Genomic DNA, 18,533 nt, shown 5'->3' on the forward strand with positions numbered 1-18,533 from the left:
ACCTATCATATTATCAACTCTTTTAAATTTCATCATCTAATTCTTCTGAAATATCTTCAAGAGAACATGTTCCTGCAGCTAATTTTTCAAGTAAATCTGCACCTTCATCTGTTCCCTTTAAAATTAATGTATCACTTGCAAGTAATGTGGTATGTTTATCAGGTCCATAAATCCATGATGTGCCTCTTCTAATTGCAATTACTCGCATACCAGTACGATTAACCAATAATAAATCACCTAATGTATTATTGGCTAAATCAGAATCATCATTTATTGTTACTCTAACAATACTTTTATCAGATTCCTCCATGACTCTTTTAAATACTGGATGTGGTTTAAACCCAGTGATTACTAAATCAGCTAAATCTTTAGCCGCATTTGCAATACTTTCAGCGGCTTCTGCAATCTCAAGAAGTGCAGTTAACTTTTCTGCATCTTCATAAGACCTTGCCGCTACTAACGACTCTTTTTTAATTTCATAATTCATGGAGTTAACTTCATTTTCTAAAGCTAATACCTCTTCAGCGGCTGCTTTGCTATTAAATAAAACTGCTGAGTAAGCTAAGTCAACCATTAACTCCGACATATTTTTCATTTCTATTAATAAATTTTTAATTGACAATTAAATACCCCTTAAAAATCCTTTGGATTATTGTTTAATAAACATGCTCGTCTAATCTTTAATAAAATTTTTTTCTTTGTTTTTAAATCTTCAACATTTTCAAGAATGCTTTCTAAAGGTTCTCTTAAACATTCAACTGCTTTTTGAGTATGTAACCAAAGGCAATCTTTGCAGTTCCATACCCCTTTGCCTTTAATCCATTCCCCACCGGTTGAAGAATCTCCACATGGATAAAACGGACAATAACAGAAATCACAATATTGACCCTCAAAGTGACATGGATAAAATTCACATTCTCTGTTTGGTCCATGTACTATTTCACCATTTAAAAATTTTTCATAATGATTCTGTGATAGCGGATGTATTTTAGACCTAATTACATATCCTCTAGGTGTTACTAACTTATCATCCTGAACATACGTAAGATCATTTCCAACAATTAAAGTACAAGACATATTAACAATGTCTTCAGTTAAATCTTTAATTTTAACAATAGTTGTTTTAGGAGGTTCAAAAGTACTATCTATAATACCAATTAATGAATTCTCCCCTTTAACATCTAAAACACACTGTTTAAACCTTCTAAATGGTTCTTTACGTGTTTTACTTATTGGATTATAAATTGCAACAATTAAATTTGCTTCAAGTGCATATCTTAACTTCTTTTCTATTTCAGATAATGGAGTTAAAATATTACTCAAACTTATTGCTGCAAAATCATTTAATGGAGCGCCTAAATGGCTTGATGCATAATTTAGTGCAGATACTCCTGCATAAACCTTAATATCAACATCATCATATTTACTTAATATTTGATATAATACATTAGCCATTCCAAAGACCCCCGGATCTCCAGAGCTAATTAATGAAACGGTTTGGCCTTCTTTACTTTTTTTAATTGCAAACTCAGCTCTTGCTATTTCGTCACCCATTCCTTTTTTAACTATTTCTTTACCTTCAATTAAATCTTCTATTTGGTTAATATATTTCTTATAACCAACGATAACATCAGATTCTTCAATAGCTTTTAGGGCACCTAATGTCATGTTTTCTCTATTTTGACCAATCCCTATTACATTAATCATAATATCACTAGTACAATTTTAAAACAGAGGTAATTGTTAAAGTATCTTCTTCAACTTTTAAACCTGTATCTTTATATGCAGCGTTGGCTGTTGCTATTACTTTATATGATGGATCCTGGCTAATCACAATTTGTCCTGAAGTTGAATTTGGTGAAGCATAACCTAAAGCTTCAATATTCACGGTTAAATTACTATTATCCGTATCATCATAGGTTGTAATATTCATTGAATCAACATTAACTCCGTCTACTTTCGATAGCTCTTCCATTTTCTGTGCAACATCCTTTTTATTTGTAATGTTTACAGGTGTTGGATCTTTAATTAAAGCATTATTAACTTTTTCAGGGTTAAAAATCTCTTGGATTTTAGTGACCTGCATATCAATTAACCCATGAATGTTTGGAGCTTCAGCTGTAACAATAGTATAGGAACTAAAAAGACCTAATTCAAAAAATACAACAAATAACACTACAATTAAAATAATTTTAAGTATTTTATTCGCCATTTTTATCACAAACTGAATTTCTAAATATAGAATATTATAATATGCTAAATTATATTTTTAATAGATAATAAATATAACCCAAATCATAAGGTCAAATTAAAATTGTAATCCTAAATTCTCAAAGTTTATTAACATAGAAAAATAAAATTTTTATCAATATGTCAACTAATAAAATTCTATTAAAGTTTGCAAAAAAGGAATAAACCTATCACCTGAAGCATATGATAAGGTCATTAATGCAGAAAACCCTATAGATTTTGCATCTAATTTAATAGTTAAATTAAAAAGTGATAGATTCACATCAAAAGACTTGGTTTCCGTTAGTGGTGAAACTGTCGATGAACTAACAGAAAATAAAACTACTTCTAAAAAAGATAATCAAGAAACTTTAATTAATGTTAAAAAAACAGTTGATGAGACACCACAAATAACAAAGATTAAATCCGGCAAAACAGAAGTTAAAAAGCCCATTTCAATTGAAAATCTTAAAAAAGAAAATGATAAACCAGAAAAACATGTTAATAAAGAGATTCTAGAAGCTTCTGAAACTATTAAGGATACTAAAATTAAATTTAAAAGAAATGAACAAAAAACCGATGTTAAATATGATTTTAAAATCATCCAAGATACAAGTAAAAAATCATATACTAGTGGTGAACTTGAAAACTTAATTTCTTACTTTAAAAGTAGATATGAAAAACTGGCCAATATCTTATCAAAAAGACCAGAACTCAGGAATTATACTAAAATTAATGATATTGACGATTCACAACAGAGCTTAAGTTTGATATTGATGGTCAGAGAAATTAGATCCAGTAAAAATGGTCATAAAATCGTCGAATTTGAAGATGATACTGGTGAAATTTCCGTTTTGTTTTCAAATAAAAACGATGAACTGTTCAGAGAAGCTGAAAAGCTTGTCAAAGATGAAGTTGTTGGAGTTATTGCAAATAAAAGTGATGATCCGCACTTTGCTTTTGGTCAAGAAATCATTAATCCCGGTGTTTTAAAAGTTCCAGACAAAAAAATGGATTTCAGCATCGTGTTTTTATCTGACGTTCACATTGGAAGCCTAACATTCCTTGAAGATGCGTTTCAAAGATTTATTGATTGGATTAACTGTGATTTTGGAGATGAAGAACAGAGAAGAGTTGCTGAAAGTGTTAAATATCTTGTAATTGGTGGGGATATTGTAGATGGTATTGGTGTATATCCAAATCAAGATAAAGAACTTGCAATTAAAGATATTATGGAACAATATAATGAAGCTGCAAGGTTTTTAGGTAATGTTAGAAATGATATTAAAATAATTATTGCTCCTGGAAACCACGATGCATCAAGAGTAGCTGAACCACAGCCTGCTGTTCCTGAAGAATATGCAAAAGCATTATATGAACTTGATAATGTGGAATTTATTTCTAATCCCGGTGTCGTGTCCCTAGATGGAATTAATGTATTAATTTACCATGGACGTAGTTTTGATGACATGGTGATGGCTGTTAAAGATTTCACATATGAGAAAAATGATGAGATAATGAAAGAATTACTATTGAAAAGACATCTAGCACCGTTATATGGTGAACGTACTCCCCTTGCTTCAGAACTTGAAGATTATCTCGTAATAGATGAAGTGCCAGATGTGTTCCATACAGGTCACGTTCACGTTAACAGTTATAAAAAATTCAAAGGTGTTCATTTAATCAATTCAGGTACGTTTCAGACTCAAACTGAATTCCAAAAAATTTATAATATTGAACCTACTCCTGCTCAAGTTCCAATCCTTCATAAAGGAAAATATAGACATTTCAAATTTGTATAGAGGTTATTTAATGGAAAAAAATGTTGCTGAGATTATTAGTGTTTCAAAAAATGTTTATGATAAAGGACTAGTTTCCGGTAAATCTGGAAACATTAGTGCAAGGTTTGGAAATGTAATTGGAATAACCCCTACTTTAAAATCGTTATCTGAATTAAAAGAAGAGGATATTGTATTAGTTAATATGGATGGTGAAGCATTAACAAAAGGATGCCCTTCTTCTGAAGTTGATATGCACTTAGAAATCTATAAAAAAAGACCTGACGTTAATGCTATTGTACATACACATTCTCCATATGCAACTGGCTTTGCTTTTTCAGATAAAAAGCTCAAAAGATTAGAAGGTTTTGGAGAAATAAAAAAACCATATTTACCATCAATTGAATATGAAAAACCTGGAAGTAAGGAACTTGCAATAAATGCCTGTGAAGGACTTGGCAATGGAGATGTATTGCTTCTAAAAAATCATGGTGTGATTTGTGTAAGCGATCAATTAAAAGAAGCTATGTTACTTGCAGTTTTTGTTGAAGAGACCGCAAAAACTCAATTTATTACATTGATGTTGAATTCAGCTGAAGAGATTTAATTAATTCTCTTCTGAAATTACATCTGATTTATTTCTACTTTCTAATCCTTCTTTAATCATTTTAATGATTAATCCTGATAATGAAGTATCTTCATCAATTGCTAATTTTTTCAATTCTTTTTTAAATCTTTAGGTAAATTTATTGTAGTTTTACTTATATCTGACATGTATAATAGTTCAATTTATTTTAATATATATTTTTCTAAAAATGTAAAATAAATACAACACCACAAAGTATTTAAATATATTACGAACAAATATTTATCTACTAGTTATTTTACTTATTTTAAATATTATATTTTGGAGGGAGTATAATGAGTAATGAATCAGTTGACGAAGTATGTGAAATTCTTAAATATATTGCAGGTAATAACACTGTTCCTCGCAATATTAGAGAGGCAGCGAATCAGTCTTGTGATTTATTAAACGATAAAAAGCAAGATCAGTCCGTAAAAATTAGTACTGTTTTAGGAAAATTAGATGAGATTAGTAATGATCCTAACATTCCAGTACATGCCAGAACTTTAATTTGGGAAGTTTTATCTAAATTAGAAGCTATCTAATTTACTTTTTACTATTTTTTTATTATTTTAACTAACAAACAGCAATAGCTATTGTAACACCATTGTAAGAAGTTTTTTTATAAATCAGTTTTGAATCAAAACCGGCGGTTATTAAAGCTGAAGGTTCACAAACACCATAAATTCCAAATTTTGATTTTACAAATTCAGATTTACTAACATCATTTGAACTAAATAGCTTTAATTTATCTATTTCAACAAAATTAACCGGTACATTTAATTTATCAGATAATTCCAATATGCCTTTTTCGTCCTTCTTAATTTCAGCTGATGCCAGCATGTTTACTCTTTCAGTTGAAATATTCAATTCAATTAATGATTTTTTTAAGGCATCATAAATAAATTTACATTCCTTGTTTCTTTTACATCCAATTCCAACAACTATTTTTCTCTCTTTTAATATTATTTTATGTTCATCTAAGCAAACATGTATTTCATGTGTATTTATTTTTGATGAATAATAAATTGAGACATTGATTTCAAGTGTATTATTATTTAAATATTCATGTAAGTAGTCAAAATTGCAATTGGGATTAATTGTTAAAGAAATTTCCCTGCCGTCTAAAATAGCTTTATTAAAGTATAAAATCTCTTTTGTATTGTCAATTGATAAATACAAGTCACGTGCAAAAATATCAATGCCTAATTTTTTATTCACATCTGTTGACGTTGTAATGACAGGTGTTGCGTCAATTAACTTGGAAATTTTATGTGTTAACTCGTTTGCACCACCAAGATGACCTGAAAGTGTGGATATTACAAAATTACCATTATCATCAATATTCAATACAGCAGGGTCAGTTACTTTAGATTCTATTAATGGTGCAATAGATCTAATCAATATTCCAGATGCCATAATAGCTACAATTGCATCATATTCATGGAATAATATTGGAAAATAATTTTTAACATTTTTATGATATAAATCAGTTTTAATTATAGTTGAATCTAACTCTAACCTTTTTTTTAAATCAATTGCTAATTTTTGACCTTTATCCGATACAGAAATTATTGCTATTTTCATAATATCACAAATATTAATATAAATAATAAAACAATTGTCAGAGTATATAATGAAATACTTAATTTTGACAATTTAACTGCTTTTGAAATATCTTCCTTAGTTATACATTTGTTATTGTCGCCTAAAATATATGTTCCCTTTTTAATCAATTGGATATTCAATGCTCCTGCAGTAGTGGCCATTGTATAACCGGAATTAGGTGAAGGACATTTTCTTGCATCTCTAATCATTACTTTAAATGCATTTTTTCCATCTAACTTAAGCAGATAAGCTGAAAACACGATGAATATTCCTGTAATTCTTGATGGAAGATAATTTAAAACATCATCGATTTTAGCTGGAAAAAAACCAATGTTGATCAGTTCGTCTGTTTTATAACCAATCATCGCATCAAGTGTATTTGAAATTCTATACAACATTGGAATTAACAACAAATAAAACAACTGATTATTTATAGTACAATGCAATATTACTATGCCGAAAATAAAATAATAGAAAATTGGAGCAACATATGAATCTGTTATATTTTCAGTTAGACTTTCAATTGCAGCTGAAACAATAAATGATTCTGTTAATTCATCAGTATCACGACTTACAAGATATGATACTAACTGTCTTGCTTTATCAATATTATCGTATAATGCGGTTTTAATGTCAGCAGCAGTTTGTAAAAGCATGTTAACAGAAAATGTGGATGACAACAGTATTGTGAATATGATAAATAAAAATATGATGTTTATTGATGAAATTAAATATATAATGTATAATATTACACTTGAGACACAGCACACACAAGCAATAACCAACAATCCGGATAATCTGTTTTCAATTTTTATAAATATTTTTTTGAAAAAATTGGCTATTAATCCTATTATAACAACAGGATGAATTTTTGTTGGCAATTCACCAAATGCAATATCAATAACTAATGAAAATATTAAAGCTGAAACAATAAATATAAACATGTTTAGAGAGGTGATATTGTTTATTTTTATTAATAATATATCATTAAATAAATTAATATATTCAATCATAGTTTAATATATATAATAAAAAAATAAATAATTTATTATATATTTTTTTAAATAAGATGATATTATGAGCATTGAAGAAAATGTAAAACAATGGTTATCTGAAGAAGATTTCATACGTGAAGTCAGATATGATGAAAATGCAGATTTTCATTTTATTATTGAGTTTCCAAAAGATAATATAATGGAAGTTATTAAACCAAAATGTAAAGATTTTATTCTTATTGCCTGTGCTACTAAAGTTGCTCAAGAACATTTAAATTTAATGAATAATGCTGACGCTTTAACTAAAAAGGATTTCATCATGGCATTAAATTTTAGTTTAAACAGTTATTTAGTTGATTTTGAACTTAGAGTTGTGCAAGATATATTACAACAATTTGTTGTTACAGATCAGATATTTGAAGATGGTTTGACTAAACATGAATTAATTAAAACCATTAAAAGAGTATTTAAAGCTAAATTACAATGTGTTTGGTTAATTGACCAAAAATTCACCAGACCTAACATCACTGGAACTTCCTCTAATGAAAATGACATGTTCATTTAGAGACAGGGGGGTGCATTTCAAGTGTAACCTTTTCGAGGATATATTAAGATTGAAGAGGTGTATTTCAAGTGTAAACACTTGAAATTTATCTTTATTATTTTTTCTTATTTTTTAATTTAAAGAATTTTTATTTATTATCTATTGATTTAAAGTATTTTCACGCGATTTTGATTTTTTTACACTTGAAATGTATGTCTTCATTTTAGCTTTTCACATGAAAAGCATTACACTTGAAATACACCTCTCTCTGTTAATGTTAAATGATGATAATATTTTTGAAATTAATATTTTTAGGTTAATCTAAAAGTTCATAGATACTATTTTTCTTAAAAAATTACACTTGAAATTGTTATCTTATATTTGAAATTGTACTATTTCATATTTAAAATTTAATTTTCTTATATTTATTTAAAAAGAATAAATTAATATTAATATTAATTTCATGGTTATAATTGATTTTAATTAGTATTTCATTAAATAATCAATTTAATTAAAATAATTTTTATAAATAATGTTTTTTTCATACATTTTTACAAGTTTGTAATAAAAAACTTTATTAAATATTTTTTAATATATTAACACTGGAAATTATACTTATCATATTTTTTTATAATTTTATTTTTTAGGTGAAAACATGGGAAATATTTTTGAAGATGAAAACTTTATTGGGAGGTCTAAGAAAAACAATATTTTTAAAAATAAAACACCTCTTGATCATAGATTCTTACCAGATAAATTACTACATAGAGATGAACAAATAAGGCAAATTGCAAAATGTTGGGTTGATGTATTAGATGGGGTTACTCCATCAAATGTTACTTTATATGGTAAAACAGGTACTGGAAAAACAGCTACCTCTAAATTTGCAAGAGAACAACTGCTGGAATTTGCAAATAATGAAAATGTATTTGTTAAAATTGAACATATTAGATGTACTGATTATACAACAGAATATCAAGTCATTGCTGAGTTATGTAATAGACTTGGACGTGATGTACCAAATCGTGGCTGGACAAAAGCTGAAGTTGTAAATACATTTAGAAATATTTTTAAAAGACCAAGTATCCATAGAGGTAAATTACTTTTAATTGTTATTTTAGATGAAATTGATATATTGCTTGATAAAGATGGGGATGGGATTTTATATACCCTGACAAGAACAGATAATGTATCGGTTTTATCAATTAGTAATTATTTGGACTTTAAAAATTTAATTAAATCAAGAGTAACAAGTAGTTTAAATGATAAAGAAATAGTATTTCCACCATATGGAGCAGATCAATTATCAGATATTTTATCTGAAAGAGCTGAGCTATCATTTAAGGACAATGTTTTAGAATCTGATGTGATTCCATTATGCTCAGCAATGGCCGCTAAAGAAGAAGGTGATGCAAGATATGCTCTAGATTTACTTAAAAATGCTGGTGAATTAGCATTTGACGAATCTTCAAAAAAAGTGACAAGCAATCATGTAAGAAAAGCTAAAGATAGAATAGAACACAATAAAGTCAGTGAAATTTTATCTACATTACCACTTCAACAACAAAGACTTTTAGAATCTATTTTGAATTTAACAAAGAAAAATGAAGAAATTACCTCAGGTAAACTATATGAGACATACACAGATATTTCTAAAAAAGACGCTGTAACTTATAGAAGAATATTTGATTTTATTAATGACCTTGAATTATTAGGTTTAATATCAACCAACACGGTTTCACGTGGACGTGGAAAAGGAAGAACCAATATTATCAAACTTCAATGTGATGAAAACTTACTGGAAACAGCTTTTTATACTATTTAGGATTGTTTTTAATTAATGTTTTTGAAATTGCCATTCTCACAGGTACTGCATTTGCAGCTTGTGTGAAATATTTATTGTATTTAGTATTATCCACATCACTGTCAATTTCATCAATTCTAGGTAAAGGATGCATAACTATCAAATCTTTGCCTTCCAACATTTTTTGTTAATAACATAAGCACCTTTAATTTTCAAATACTTTTCAATGTCACCAAAACGTTCCTTTTGAATTCTGGTTATATATAAAATATCAATATCATCAATAACATCTTCAATGTTATCTGATTCTTCATATCTGACATTGGTTTTATTTAAATCATGAAGAATTTCTTGAGACATTCTAAGTTCAGGCGGAGATACTAAATAAATTTTAATATTTTCAAATAATCCTAAAGCATTTGATAGGGAGTGCACTGTACGACCAAATTTCAAATCTCCAATTAAAGCTATTTTCAAATTATCAATTTGACCTATTTCTCTTTTAATTGTGTATAAATCAAGCAATGTTTGAGTTGGGTGTTGTCCTGCACCATCACCTGCATTGATAACCGGAACATCCACAATATCTGATATGAATTTTGAAACCCCTTCAAGTTCATGTCTAATAACTAAAGCGTCACAGTATCCTTCAAACATTTTAGCAGTATCAGCAATACTTTCACCTTTTGACACGGAACTGGATCTACTATTTTCAAAACCAATGCCCTCTCCACCTAAACGTTTCATAGCTGTTTCAAATGACATTCTTGTTCTTGTAGATGGTTCAAAAAACATTAAACCTAATATTTTTCCTTTTAATTCCTCTGAAACTTCTTTTGATTTAGCAATATTTTCTAGTTTAGATGCTTCTTCGAGAATATATTCAATATCTTCTCTTTCAAAGTCTTTTATTGAAATTATATTTTTTAATCTAAACATTTAATCAAATCCTTTTTATATAACTATTTTAAACTTTGATGTTCCTAGTAATAATGTTTATATTATTCTTTCAATTGGCACAACTAAAATATCACGAGCACCAGCATTTCTTAAATCGTTTACAAGTTCAAATACTTGTTTTTCATCAATTACAGCTTGTACAGCAACAGTATTTTCACCAGATAATACTTTAGACATTGTTAAACCACCCATTGATGGCATAACTTCTTTGACTTTATCTAAATCAATTTCATCAACATTCATCATAATTAATTTTTTCCTATCAGCATCAAGCACACCTCTGATACTTGTGCTGACAGCTTCAATTAACTCTTTTTTCTCAGATAAGCTATCATGATTTGCAATGAGTTTAATGGTACTGTCCAAAATCGAATCGATAATTTTTAAATGATTCATTTTAAGAGTTGTTCCAGTGCTTGTTAAGTCAGTAATTAAATCTGCAATGCCAATAAATGGAGCTGCTTCAGTAGATCCACTTAATTTAACAATTTTCAAATCCAATCCTTTTTCATTTAAGTATTTTCTAGTCAAAACTGGAAATTCAGTAGCCACTTTCATGTCTTCTTTAATGTCTTTAATTGAATTTATATCAGATTCTTCAGGAGCAGCAAAGACTAATTTTGTTTGTCCAAATCTTAAATCAAATAATTCACTAACATCTGATTCGCTTTCTTTAATTAAGTCAACACCAGTTATTCCCATATCTGCAACACCATCATTGACGAATTCAGGTATATCAGACGCTCTTGCAAACATGACTTCTATATTTTCATTAAATGTTTTAGAAATTAATTTACGATTATTTTTATCGATTAATCCTAAACCTGCTTTTTCTAATATGTTTATAGAAGGTTCACTAATTCTTCCTTTTGAAGGAACGGCAATTTTAATTTTCATCATATCTTCTCAGATTTTTTTTATTGATAATAATATATTAATCATTTTATTAATATTTTATTAACTTTTAGATTTATTTTTATTTTATCTCTAATTTTTATAACTCATTTTTAAATTATAACTGAAATTAAACAAAATATTTAAATATTAAGATGTATTATATTGTTATTTAACTTATTATTAATGGTACTAATAATAAGTTATAATTGAATTTTGTGAGGTGAAAACTATGTCTGAAATACCAAAAGCTCCTATCGCAAGAATCATTAAAGAATCTGGTGCTGAAAGAGTCAGCGAAGATGCAAAGGATGAATTAGCTGCATACTTAGAAGAAGTTGCACGTAATGTTGCTAAAGAAGCAAACAGCGTTGCTAAAATCGCAAAACGTAAAACTGTTAAAGCAGAAGATATTAAATTAGCTATCAAAAACTTATAAATAGTTTTTAACTAACTTTTTTTTATTTTTTTTTAAGGTGTTATTATGTATAATACTATATTAATCAAAAATGCATTAATTTTAAACCCGAATAATTTTGAAAATAAGAAACAATCACTATTGATTAAAAATGATTTAATAGCAGAAATTTCCGATGAAATTGATGAAAGTAATATTGATAAAGTAATCGATGCAGAAGGTAAAATATTACTTCCAGGATTTATTAATACTCATACTCATTTATCCATGACTTTATTTAGAGGTTTAGCAGATGATTTAAGTTTTGATAGTTGGTTAAATGATCATATTTGGCCAATAGAAGCAAATCTTAATGGTGATTATTGTTATATTGGTGCTCTTTTAGCAGCAGTTGAATTAATTAAATCAGGAACAACAACCATTAGTGACATGTATTTTTATATGGAGGATGTTGCACGTGCAATGGATGTCTCTGGTTTAAGGGCAGTTTTGTCATATGGAATGATAGACTTTGGGGATGCTGATAAAAGAGAATCTGAGATTAAAGAAAATTTAGCTTTATACAATGCCTGCAATGCCATGGCAGATGGAAGGATTAAAGTTTTCTTTGGTCCACATTCCCCATATACTGCTTCTGAAGAATTATTAATTAAAGTTCGTCAGTTAGCGGATGAATATAATATGGGAATTCATATTCATGTTTCTGAAACTCAAAAAGAAATAAAGGATATTTTAGAAGAAAAAGGTCTAAGGCCATTCGAATATTTAGAAAAAATAGGATTTTTAGGTCCGGATGTTATAGCAGCACATTGTGTATGGCTCAGTGACGAAGAAATTGAAATAATTAAAAAACACAATGTTAAAGTTTCACATAATCCCTGCAGTAACATGAAATTAGCTTCAGGAATTGCACCTATTTCAAAATTAATTGAAAATGATATTTGTGTGGCTATTGGAACAGACGGCGCTTCTTCAAATAATAATTTGGATTTGATAGAAGAGTTAAAAACAGCAAGTTTGCTTCAAAAAGTATCCACATCTGATCCTAAAGTCCTAAATTCAGATGAAGCAATTGAGATGGCAACCATTAAAGGTGCTGAAGCTTTAGGTTTAAGTGATGAGGTTGGTTCTATTGAAGTCGGCAAAAAAGCAGACATTATTTTAATTGACACGGCTTCAGCTAATATGACACCAGATAGTTCAGCTTTGTCATCTAATATTGTTTATTCAGCAAACGGTTCTAATGTTGACACCACTATTTGCAATGGTAAAATTTTAATGGAAAATAAAAAATTAACTACTTTAGATGAAGATGAAATTTATGCCAAAGCCAGACAAGCTATAAAAGAATTAAAAGAAGCTATCTAGCTTCGAATTTTATTTCATTTTTATTTATTACTATGCTCTTTTTCCATTCATCTTTGGTTTCAGGAAAATCGCTTCTATAATGTGCCCCACGACTTTCTTTTCTCAATATTGCTGATTTCACAGTTAAAATACAAATATCGACCATATTAATTATTTCCAATGCAGTTAATAAATCATCATTATATTGCTTTGTATTTTTAACATCTAAATTAACAATTTCTTTTTCATTTCCTGAAGTTTGGCTAATGCTTCATTTAAGGTTTTTTCGTCACGTACAATAGCTACTTTTTCCCACATCAATTTTTTAATATTATTTTTAAATTCTTTTGGTTTAATCGAACCTTTTTTGATTAAAGATTCTATTCTTGAAGCTTCTGCTTTAACCATTTCATAGTTGCTTTTCAGTTCAGTTGTTTTAGCTATTTTACTTGCACTTTCACCTGCGATTTTACCGAATACTTGGGTATCAGCTAAAGCATTTCCACCTAAACGGTTAGCTCCATGAACTCCTCCACAGACTTCACCCGCTCCAAAAAGATTTTTCAATGAAGTTGATGCATCAGGATTGATTTTCAAACCACCCATAAAGTGATGTGCTGTTGGAGCAACTTCAATTGGGCCATGCTTAATGTCTACACCAACATTTTCAAATTGTAAAACCATTGTTTCTAATTTTTCTTCAATATACTCATCATCTAAATGTGAAATATCAAGGTATACTCCACCATTTTCAGTTCCCCTACCTTCTACGATTTCCTGATAGATAGATCTTGCAACAACATCACGTGTTGCCAATTCCATTTTTTCAGGAGCATATTTACTCATGAATCTTTCACCATCACGGTTTATGAGTTTTCCCCCTTCTGCCCTTACAGCTTCTGTAACAAGCACTCCTTTTTTGGATTCCGGTGCTACCATACCCGTTGGGTGAAATTGCACTTGTTCCATATCTAATAGATCAGCTCCAGCATGATAAGCTATTGCATAACCATCTCCGTTTTTTTGAAAGGTATTGGATGTTACAGGGTATAATTGTCCAGCTCCTCCACTTGCAAGGATAACGGCTTTAGCTTTAAAGTATATTATGGTGGAATCTTTTAATCTAAGGCCTATTGCACCGATAACTTGGTTTTTATCACTAACTAAAGAGGATATCATAACCTCTTCGATACATTCAATGTCTCTTTTAATAATTTCTTCTTTAAGTGCATTTAATAATTCTGCACCAGTTCTATCTCCCTGATAACAAGTTCTTCTATAGGTTTGACCTCCAAAAGGTCTTTGGTCTATTTTTCCTGATTCTTGACGGTCAAATAATGCGCCGTAGTTTTCAAGGTCAATTAGCCTTTTCGGAGATTCATTTACAAGAATTTCGACTAATTTTTCATCATTTAAATAGCTTCCACCTTTTAATGTGTCAAATATATGTGCATCAGTTGAGTCGTCTTTATCAACAGTTTTGAATACTGCATTGTATCCTCCTTCTGCCATTCCGGTACAGCCAGACCTAAATGACAGACCTTTTGACACAATTATTGCTTTTAAACCTGAATCATCAACTTCAATAGCTGCCCTTGAACCTGCTCCGCCAGATCCGATAATTAATACATCTGTTGAGATAGTTTTTATTTCCATTTCCATTACCCTGTAAAATTTTTATTAATAACTTGTTATGTTTTTTTATTGTTAAATAAATTTCTTCAAAAATATTTATTAATCAAAAATAATTAATTATTAGTATTGAATCTATATTTCTCAGATAATATTTAAGTGTTTAATATTTTAATATTGTTTAATTGAAGATATGGTAAAAATTTTTTATAGTCTTGTCTATTTATGTAATTTAATTGGAAGGTATTTGATGAAAATTGAGGGTGAAGTTACAACGGGTTTTGGAAAAGCGGCATATTTTTTATCACAGGAATTTTACACTAAAGAGTTTGAAAAAAATTTGGGATTTATACCATTTCCTGGAACATTAAATTTAATTATTAATGAAAAGTATTTAGACAATATAAATGAACTGAAAAACAATTGTAAAAACTTAATAAAACCTGATGAAGGTTTTGGTGCTGTAAAATATATTAAAGCCATTTTAAATGATGAAATTAAAGGAGCTATTGTGTTTCCAGCTAAAACAACTCATGAAGAAAATTATTTGGAATTTATATGCAAGGATAAGCTAAGGGATATAAAATCTATTAAGGATGGTGACATTTTATCAATAGAGTTTTTTTTGTAATACCATAAAGTATTTTATCTATTAATAATATATTTGATAATACGTTCTCAGGGCGGAGTGAAAGTCTCCACCGGTGGTGATTTTAAAAAAATAAGTCCACGAGCACAACGGTGTTGATTTGGTGAGATTCCAAAACCGACGGTGATAGTCCGGATGAAAGAGAAGATAATAGTTATTTTTAGCCCTGGTTCTAGTAAATAAGGAGATATTACTATGAATCATGAAACAAAATTAGAGAAAGCTTTCGAAGCAATTAGAAATGGAGAATTTGTACTGGTTTTCGATGATGATGATAGGGAAGGGGAAGTTGATATGATTATCGCTTCTGAATTTGTAAATCCTAAATCAATTGCAACCATGAGAAATGATGCTGGTGGTTTAATCTGCAATTGCCTGCATTCTGATTTTTGTGATGAAATTCATTTGCCGTTTATGGTTGACATTATGCAAGCAGCTAGTGAAAAATATCCAGAACTTAGTGAACTTGCACCAAATGATATTCCATATGATGATAGGTCATCATTTTCCATTTGGGTTAATCACAGAAAATCTTTCACTGGCGTAACAGATCATGACAGAGCAAGAACCATAAGTGACATGGCTTTAATGATGAAGGAAAAAAGATTTGATGAATTCGGTGCAACATTTAGATCCCCAGGTCATGTGTGTCTTTTAAGAGGAGCAGATGGACTTGTTAAAAATAGGCAGGGACATACTGAAATCGGCCTTGCATTATGTGAAATGGCTGGAGTTACTCCTGTTTGTGTGGTTTGTGAGATGATGGATGGTGAAACCGGAAAAGCCACTTCAATATCCGATGCTTGTAAATATGCAGAAAAAAACAATCTTATATTGCTTAAAGGCGAAGACATCATCAATGAATATTTAAAAGAATAGCTAGCTTTTACTAGCTATATAATCTGAAATAAATTTTGTATTTTGTTTAATTTTATAGGAATTATAAATGCTGAATGAGACGTATTTTCCGTCTCTCATTTTAATTTCTAAACCGTCACGAACTTCTTTTGAATTGTTTATTTCAACTACTTTATCATATGATATTCTCAATGTTTTATTTTTAAGTGCTTTTTCAATGTGAATTCCATCATCTAAAATTTTTACAATTTTTACAGCACGACGATTTTTATCGGAAGCTATTTGAATATTGCCTTCACCGTCAAAAGTATATTCCGGTATTAAACAAGTTGCTTTCCAACCATGCTTCATTTTTTTTAAAATATGAGTTTTGTCTTTTTTAGTTAGTTTGACTCCTTTTTCAGGACTTAAATTAAGTGCCATTATATCACCTTACTTTTAATTTCATCAAATGAGTAAATTTTATTAAATTCAACTTCATGGGCCATATTAATTACTGAATCGATATCTAAGTTATTTTCTATTAAATCCATTGCATGTGAAGTAAATAAATCATATCTTATTTCAACTTCTGGAATAAATCCACGCATATCTCCAGATTTTAATTTTGGAAGTTTTAAAACATTTTCAACATGTGTGTTGTTTTTAATATAAGGAACTACATTATCAAATATCTTATCATTGTAGACCTTGTTAAGTAAAATTGCTTCTACTGAAACTCCAAGTTTTTCCAGCATATTCGCATGGGAAACTAAATCGATTGCTGCAGATTCAATTCCACCTTTATTCACGCCTGATGCAAGAATCATAGGTATATTTGATGACATTGCAATTTCAGCAGCTGAAAAAGGAACTTTTTCATTTAAAATACCAGTAAACACGCTCATTACTCCTTCAATAAGTACAATATCATAGTCCGAATTATTCAACCTGTCTATTGTAGATTCAATATCTGCCCAACCTAAATGTCCAATTTTGACAGATGCGAAGTCCTCCATTTTTCCTTTGGTCAAATATAATCCAGGTATAATGTCACGTACATCTGGACCTACTTTTAGAAGGGCTACTTTATAACCTCTTTTTGTTAATGCACCTGCAAGACCGGTTAAAATGAAAGTCTTGCCAGAGTCAGACCCATTACTTCCGATCATTAAGTATTTTGGCATTTTATTTCCTTTAATCGACGGTATTTTAATACCTGTATTGATTCCGACCTCACCTTTTAAATATTTTTTAACCTCCTTGTTTCTATTGTAAATTTCATCAGTATTTGTAGCATCTATTTGTTCTAATAGATTGTTTACAATAATCGGATTTTCATCTAAAATTCCATGAATCATTGTTCCTATAACATTGCCATCATCGTTACATGCACCTGAAAAGAGGTTATAATCACCTTTTTTGTTAGTGTCGCCATAATTCATTCTTTGAACTTTTGAATAAAACAGAATTTTAGCATCACCTTCTACTTTACCATAAGTGTGAGTATGAAAACCAGTCACATCTTCTTTTTGGTTTTTTACTAAAAATGAGTTATTATATACTTTTGCAACTACACGGTCACTTGTAATCAATGGTGAGAAATCAACATCAATTATTCCAAGACCTTCTTTAAGAATCGGCACCGGAGATTTACGGCCGATATCTATTTGATTTGATAATAATTGAAATCCTGCACATATGCCAATAATAGGTTTTCCATCACGTGCCATATGTTTAATTTCTCTGTTTAATGGAATATCAATCTCATTTGATTCAATTAATGTTCCACCAGGTATTATTAATGCATCAAGTTCTTTTGAAGCTTTATTACCATTAACTAATCCGTTTTCACCTACAACATCGGTTGGCAAGTTTCCAAAATCTTCAAATCCTGGAACAGCTCCATTAATATAGGCAAGTCCAATCTTTGTCATAAAATAACCTCTACTACTCTATTGTTTTTTATTAGTATAATATTTAAAGGTATATTTCAAGTGTAAAAAATCATGAAATTTATATAATTTTCAAAAAAGTTCAAGTTCAATTATACCTAAAAAAGCTCTTTAACTTTCAGCTTTTATTATTTAAATAGAAATGCTTAAGATCCTATAGAGAAATGTGAATTCATGAATTGCATAAATAATTGATGAAATGGATTAAAACTACATGTATTTTAGGTAATTCAGTAGAAAAAAGCAGTGGTTGAAGAG

At 29.2% G+C, this 18,533-nt stretch carries 16 protein-coding genes, 3 pseudogenes and 1 riboswitch; of the genes and pseudogenes, 9 read left to right on the plus strand and 10 right to left on the minus strand.

Annotated elements, in window-relative coordinates:
* Positions 1-22: 22 nt before the first annotated feature.
* The 3 genes from Q9968_RS05590 to Q9968_RS05600 are packed head-to-tail and all read right to left on the minus strand — an operon-like array spanning position 23 to position 2,212.
* Positions 23-622: a potassium channel family protein gene (locus Q9968_RS05590; protein ID WP_305514290.1), complete on the minus strand. Its 600-nt coding sequence runs from the start codon at positions 620-622 to the stop codon at positions 23-25.
* Between the two features lie 11 nt (positions 623-633).
* Positions 634-1,707, minus strand: a complete 1,074-nt coding sequence (gene cobJ / locus Q9968_RS05595) for a precorrin-3B C(17)-methyltransferase (RefSeq protein ID WP_305514292.1) — start codon at positions 1,705-1,707, stop codon at positions 634-636.
* 7 nt (positions 1,708-1,714) lie between these two features.
* Entirely contained in the window at positions 1,715-2,212 is a 498-nt protein-coding gene (locus Q9968_RS05600; RefSeq protein WP_305514294.1) for a hypothetical protein, read from the minus strand.
* A 158-nt stretch (positions 2,213-2,370) separates the two neighbouring features.
* Here Q9968_RS05600 and Q9968_RS05605 point away from each other — a divergent pair.
* From Q9968_RS05605 to Q9968_RS05615, 3 genes and pseudogenes are all read left to right on the plus strand, one after another.
* Positions 2,371-4,031 (plus strand): annotated as a pseudogene (locus tag Q9968_RS05605) (DNA-directed DNA polymerase II small subunit).
* A gap of 10 nt (positions 4,032-4,041) precedes the next feature.
* On the plus strand, positions 4,042-4,614 hold the full coding sequence (locus tag Q9968_RS05610; protein ID WP_305514296.1) for a class II aldolase/adducin family protein: 573 nt from the start codon (positions 4,042-4,044) through the stop codon (positions 4,612-4,614).
* Positions 4,615-4,928: 314 nt separating this feature from the next.
* Entirely contained in the window at positions 4,929-5,177 is a 249-nt protein-coding gene (locus Q9968_RS05615; protein ID WP_305514298.1) for a UPF0147 family protein, read from the plus strand.
* Between the two features lie 31 nt (positions 5,178-5,208).
* On the opposite strand, the gene Q9968_RS05620 is transcribed toward Q9968_RS05615, so the two are convergent.
* Together Q9968_RS05620 and Q9968_RS05625 are read right to left on the minus strand one after the other, a co-directional pair.
* Positions 5,209-6,219 carry a cobalt-precorrin 5A hydrolase gene (locus tag Q9968_RS05620; protein WP_305514300.1) on the minus strand — a complete coding sequence of 337 codons (1,011 nt, stop codon included), beginning with the start codon at positions 6,217-6,219 and terminating at the stop codon, positions 5,209-5,211.
* Positions 6,216-7,253, minus strand: a complete 1,038-nt coding sequence (locus Q9968_RS05625; protein ID WP_305514301.1) for a cobalamin biosynthesis protein — start codon at positions 7,251-7,253, stop codon at positions 6,216-6,218. The genes Q9968_RS05620 and Q9968_RS05625 overlap by 4 nt, the downstream gene beginning before the upstream one ends.
* A gap of 64 nt (positions 7,254-7,317) precedes the next feature.
* Here Q9968_RS05625 and Q9968_RS05630 point away from each other — a divergent pair, with 64 nt between their 5' ends.
* Together Q9968_RS05630 and Q9968_RS05635 are read left to right on the plus strand one after the other, a co-directional pair.
* Positions 7,318-7,800 (plus strand): DUF2299 domain-containing protein, encoded by a 483-nt coding sequence (locus Q9968_RS05630; protein WP_305514303.1) that lies wholly within the window; start codon positions 7,318-7,320, stop codon positions 7,798-7,800.
* Positions 7,801-8,434: 634 nt separating this feature from the next.
* A complete protein-coding gene (locus Q9968_RS05635) occupies positions 8,435-9,604 on the plus strand; it encodes a Cdc6/Cdc18 family protein (protein ID WP_305514305.1) in 1,170 nt (389 codons plus the stop codon).
* Here the strand turns inward: Q9968_RS05635 and pyrB are convergent.
* A pseudogene (gene pyrB / locus Q9968_RS05640) lies at positions 9,597-10,522 on the minus strand (aspartate carbamoyltransferase). The gene Q9968_RS05635 and the pseudogene pyrB overlap by 8 nt on opposite strands.
* Before the next feature lie 57 nt (positions 10,523-10,579).
* Positions 10,580-11,440, minus strand: a complete 861-nt coding sequence (hisG, locus tag Q9968_RS05645; RefSeq protein WP_305514372.1) for an ATP phosphoribosyltransferase — start codon at positions 11,438-11,440, stop codon at positions 10,580-10,582.
* 229 nt (positions 11,441-11,669) lie between these two features.
* On the opposite strand from hisG, the gene Q9968_RS05650 reads away from it, so the two are divergent.
* Together Q9968_RS05650 and Q9968_RS05655 are read left to right on the plus strand one after the other, a co-directional pair.
* On the plus strand, positions 11,670-11,876 hold the full coding sequence (locus Q9968_RS05650; RefSeq protein WP_305514306.1) for a histone family protein: 207 nt from the start codon (positions 11,670-11,672) through the stop codon (positions 11,874-11,876).
* A 42-nt stretch (positions 11,877-11,918) separates the two neighbouring features.
* On the plus strand, positions 11,919-13,223 hold the full coding sequence (locus Q9968_RS05655; RefSeq protein ID WP_305514374.1) for an amidohydrolase family protein: 1,305 nt from the start codon (positions 11,919-11,921) through the stop codon (positions 13,221-13,223).
* Here Q9968_RS05655 and tfrA read toward each other — a convergent pair.
* Positions 13,216-14,858: pseudogene (tfrA, locus tag Q9968_RS05660) on the minus strand (fumarate reductase (CoM/CoB) subunit TfrA). The gene Q9968_RS05655 and the pseudogene tfrA overlap by 8 nt on opposite strands.
* Positions 14,859-15,084: 226 nt before the next feature.
* Here tfrA and Q9968_RS05665 point away from each other — a divergent pair.
* Positions 15,085-15,465 carry a DUF120 domain-containing protein gene (locus Q9968_RS05665; protein WP_305514308.1) on the plus strand — a complete coding sequence of 127 codons (381 nt, stop codon included), beginning with the start codon at positions 15,085-15,087 and terminating at the stop codon, positions 15,463-15,465.
* Between the two features lie 39 nt (positions 15,466-15,504).
* Positions 15,505-15,634: riboswitch (FMN riboswitch) on the plus strand.
* 44 nt (positions 15,635-15,678) lie between these two features.
* The gene (gene ribB, locus Q9968_RS05670) at positions 15,679-16,362 is read left to right on the plus strand and encodes a 3,4-dihydroxy-2-butanone-4-phosphate synthase (RefSeq protein WP_305514310.1); all 684 of its coding nucleotides are present in this window, start codon (positions 15,679-15,681) and stop codon (positions 16,360-16,362) included.
* On the opposite strand, the gene Q9968_RS05675 is transcribed toward ribB, so the two are convergent.
* Together Q9968_RS05675 and Q9968_RS05680 are read right to left on the minus strand one after the other, a co-directional pair.
* A complete protein-coding gene (locus Q9968_RS05675) occupies positions 16,363-16,764 on the minus strand; it encodes a hypothetical protein (RefSeq protein WP_305514313.1) in 402 nt (133 codons plus the stop codon).
* Complete coding sequence (locus tag Q9968_RS05680; protein WP_305514315.1) at positions 16,764-18,257, minus strand: cobyrinic acid a,c-diamide synthase; 1,494 nt, start codon at positions 18,255-18,257, stop codon at positions 16,764-16,766. The genes Q9968_RS05675 and Q9968_RS05680 overlap by 1 nt, the downstream gene beginning before the upstream one ends.
* Positions 18,258-18,533 lie beyond the last annotated feature (276 nt).

It is taken from the genome of Methanobrevibacter sp. V14 (assembly GCF_963082475.1).
Classification (GTDB): domain Archaea; phylum Methanobacteriota; class Methanobacteria; order Methanobacteriales; family Methanobacteriaceae; genus Methanocatella.

Bases quoted from the DNA above. Each gene is read 5' to 3' on its own strand.
- Q9968_RS05680 (WP_305514315.1), bottom strand. From the start codon at position 18,257: ATGACAAAGATTGGACTTGCCTATATTAATGGAGCTGTTCCAGGATTT.
- Q9968_RS05635 (WP_305514305.1), top strand. From the start codon at position 8,435: ATGGGAAATATTTTTGAAGATGAAAACTTTATTGGGAGGTCTAAGAAA.
- Q9968_RS05615 (WP_305514298.1), top strand. From the start codon at position 4,929: ATGAGTAATGAATCAGTTGACGAAGTATGTGAAATTCTTAAATATATT.
- Q9968_RS05675 (WP_305514313.1), bottom strand. From the start codon at position 16,764: ATGGCACTTAATTTAAGTCCTGAAAAAGGAGTCAAACTAACTAAAAAA.
- Q9968_RS05630 (WP_305514303.1), top strand. From the start codon at position 7,318: ATGAGCATTGAAGAAAATGTAAAACAATGGTTATCTGAAGAAGATTTC.
- cobJ (WP_305514292.1), bottom strand. From the start codon at position 1,707: ATGATTAATGTAATAGGGATTGGTCAAAATAGAGAAAACATGACATTA.
- hisG (WP_305514372.1), bottom strand. From the start codon at position 11,440: ATGAAAATTAAAATTGCCGTTCCTTCAAAAGGAAGAATTAGTGAACCT.
- Q9968_RS05665 (WP_305514308.1), top strand. From the start codon at position 15,085: ATGAAAATTGAGGGTGAAGTTACAACGGGTTTTGGAAAAGCGGCATAT.
- Q9968_RS05600 (WP_305514294.1), bottom strand. From the start codon at position 2,212: ATGGCGAATAAAATACTTAAAATTATTTTAATTGTAGTGTTATTTGTT.
- Q9968_RS05620 (WP_305514300.1), bottom strand. From the start codon at position 6,219: ATGAAAATAGCAATAATTTCTGTATCGGATAAAGGTCAAAAATTAGCA.
- Q9968_RS05625 (WP_305514301.1), bottom strand. From the start codon at position 7,253: ATGATTGAATATATTAATTTATTTAATGATATATTATTAATAAAAATA.
- Q9968_RS05650 (WP_305514306.1), top strand. From the start codon at position 11,670: ATGTCTGAAATACCAAAAGCTCCTATCGCAAGAATCATTAAAGAATCT.
- ribB (WP_305514310.1), top strand. From the start codon at position 15,679: ATGAATCATGAAACAAAATTAGAGAAAGCTTTCGAAGCAATTAGAAAT.
- Q9968_RS05610 (WP_305514296.1), top strand. From the start codon at position 4,042: ATGGAAAAAAATGTTGCTGAGATTATTAGTGTTTCAAAAAATGTTTAT.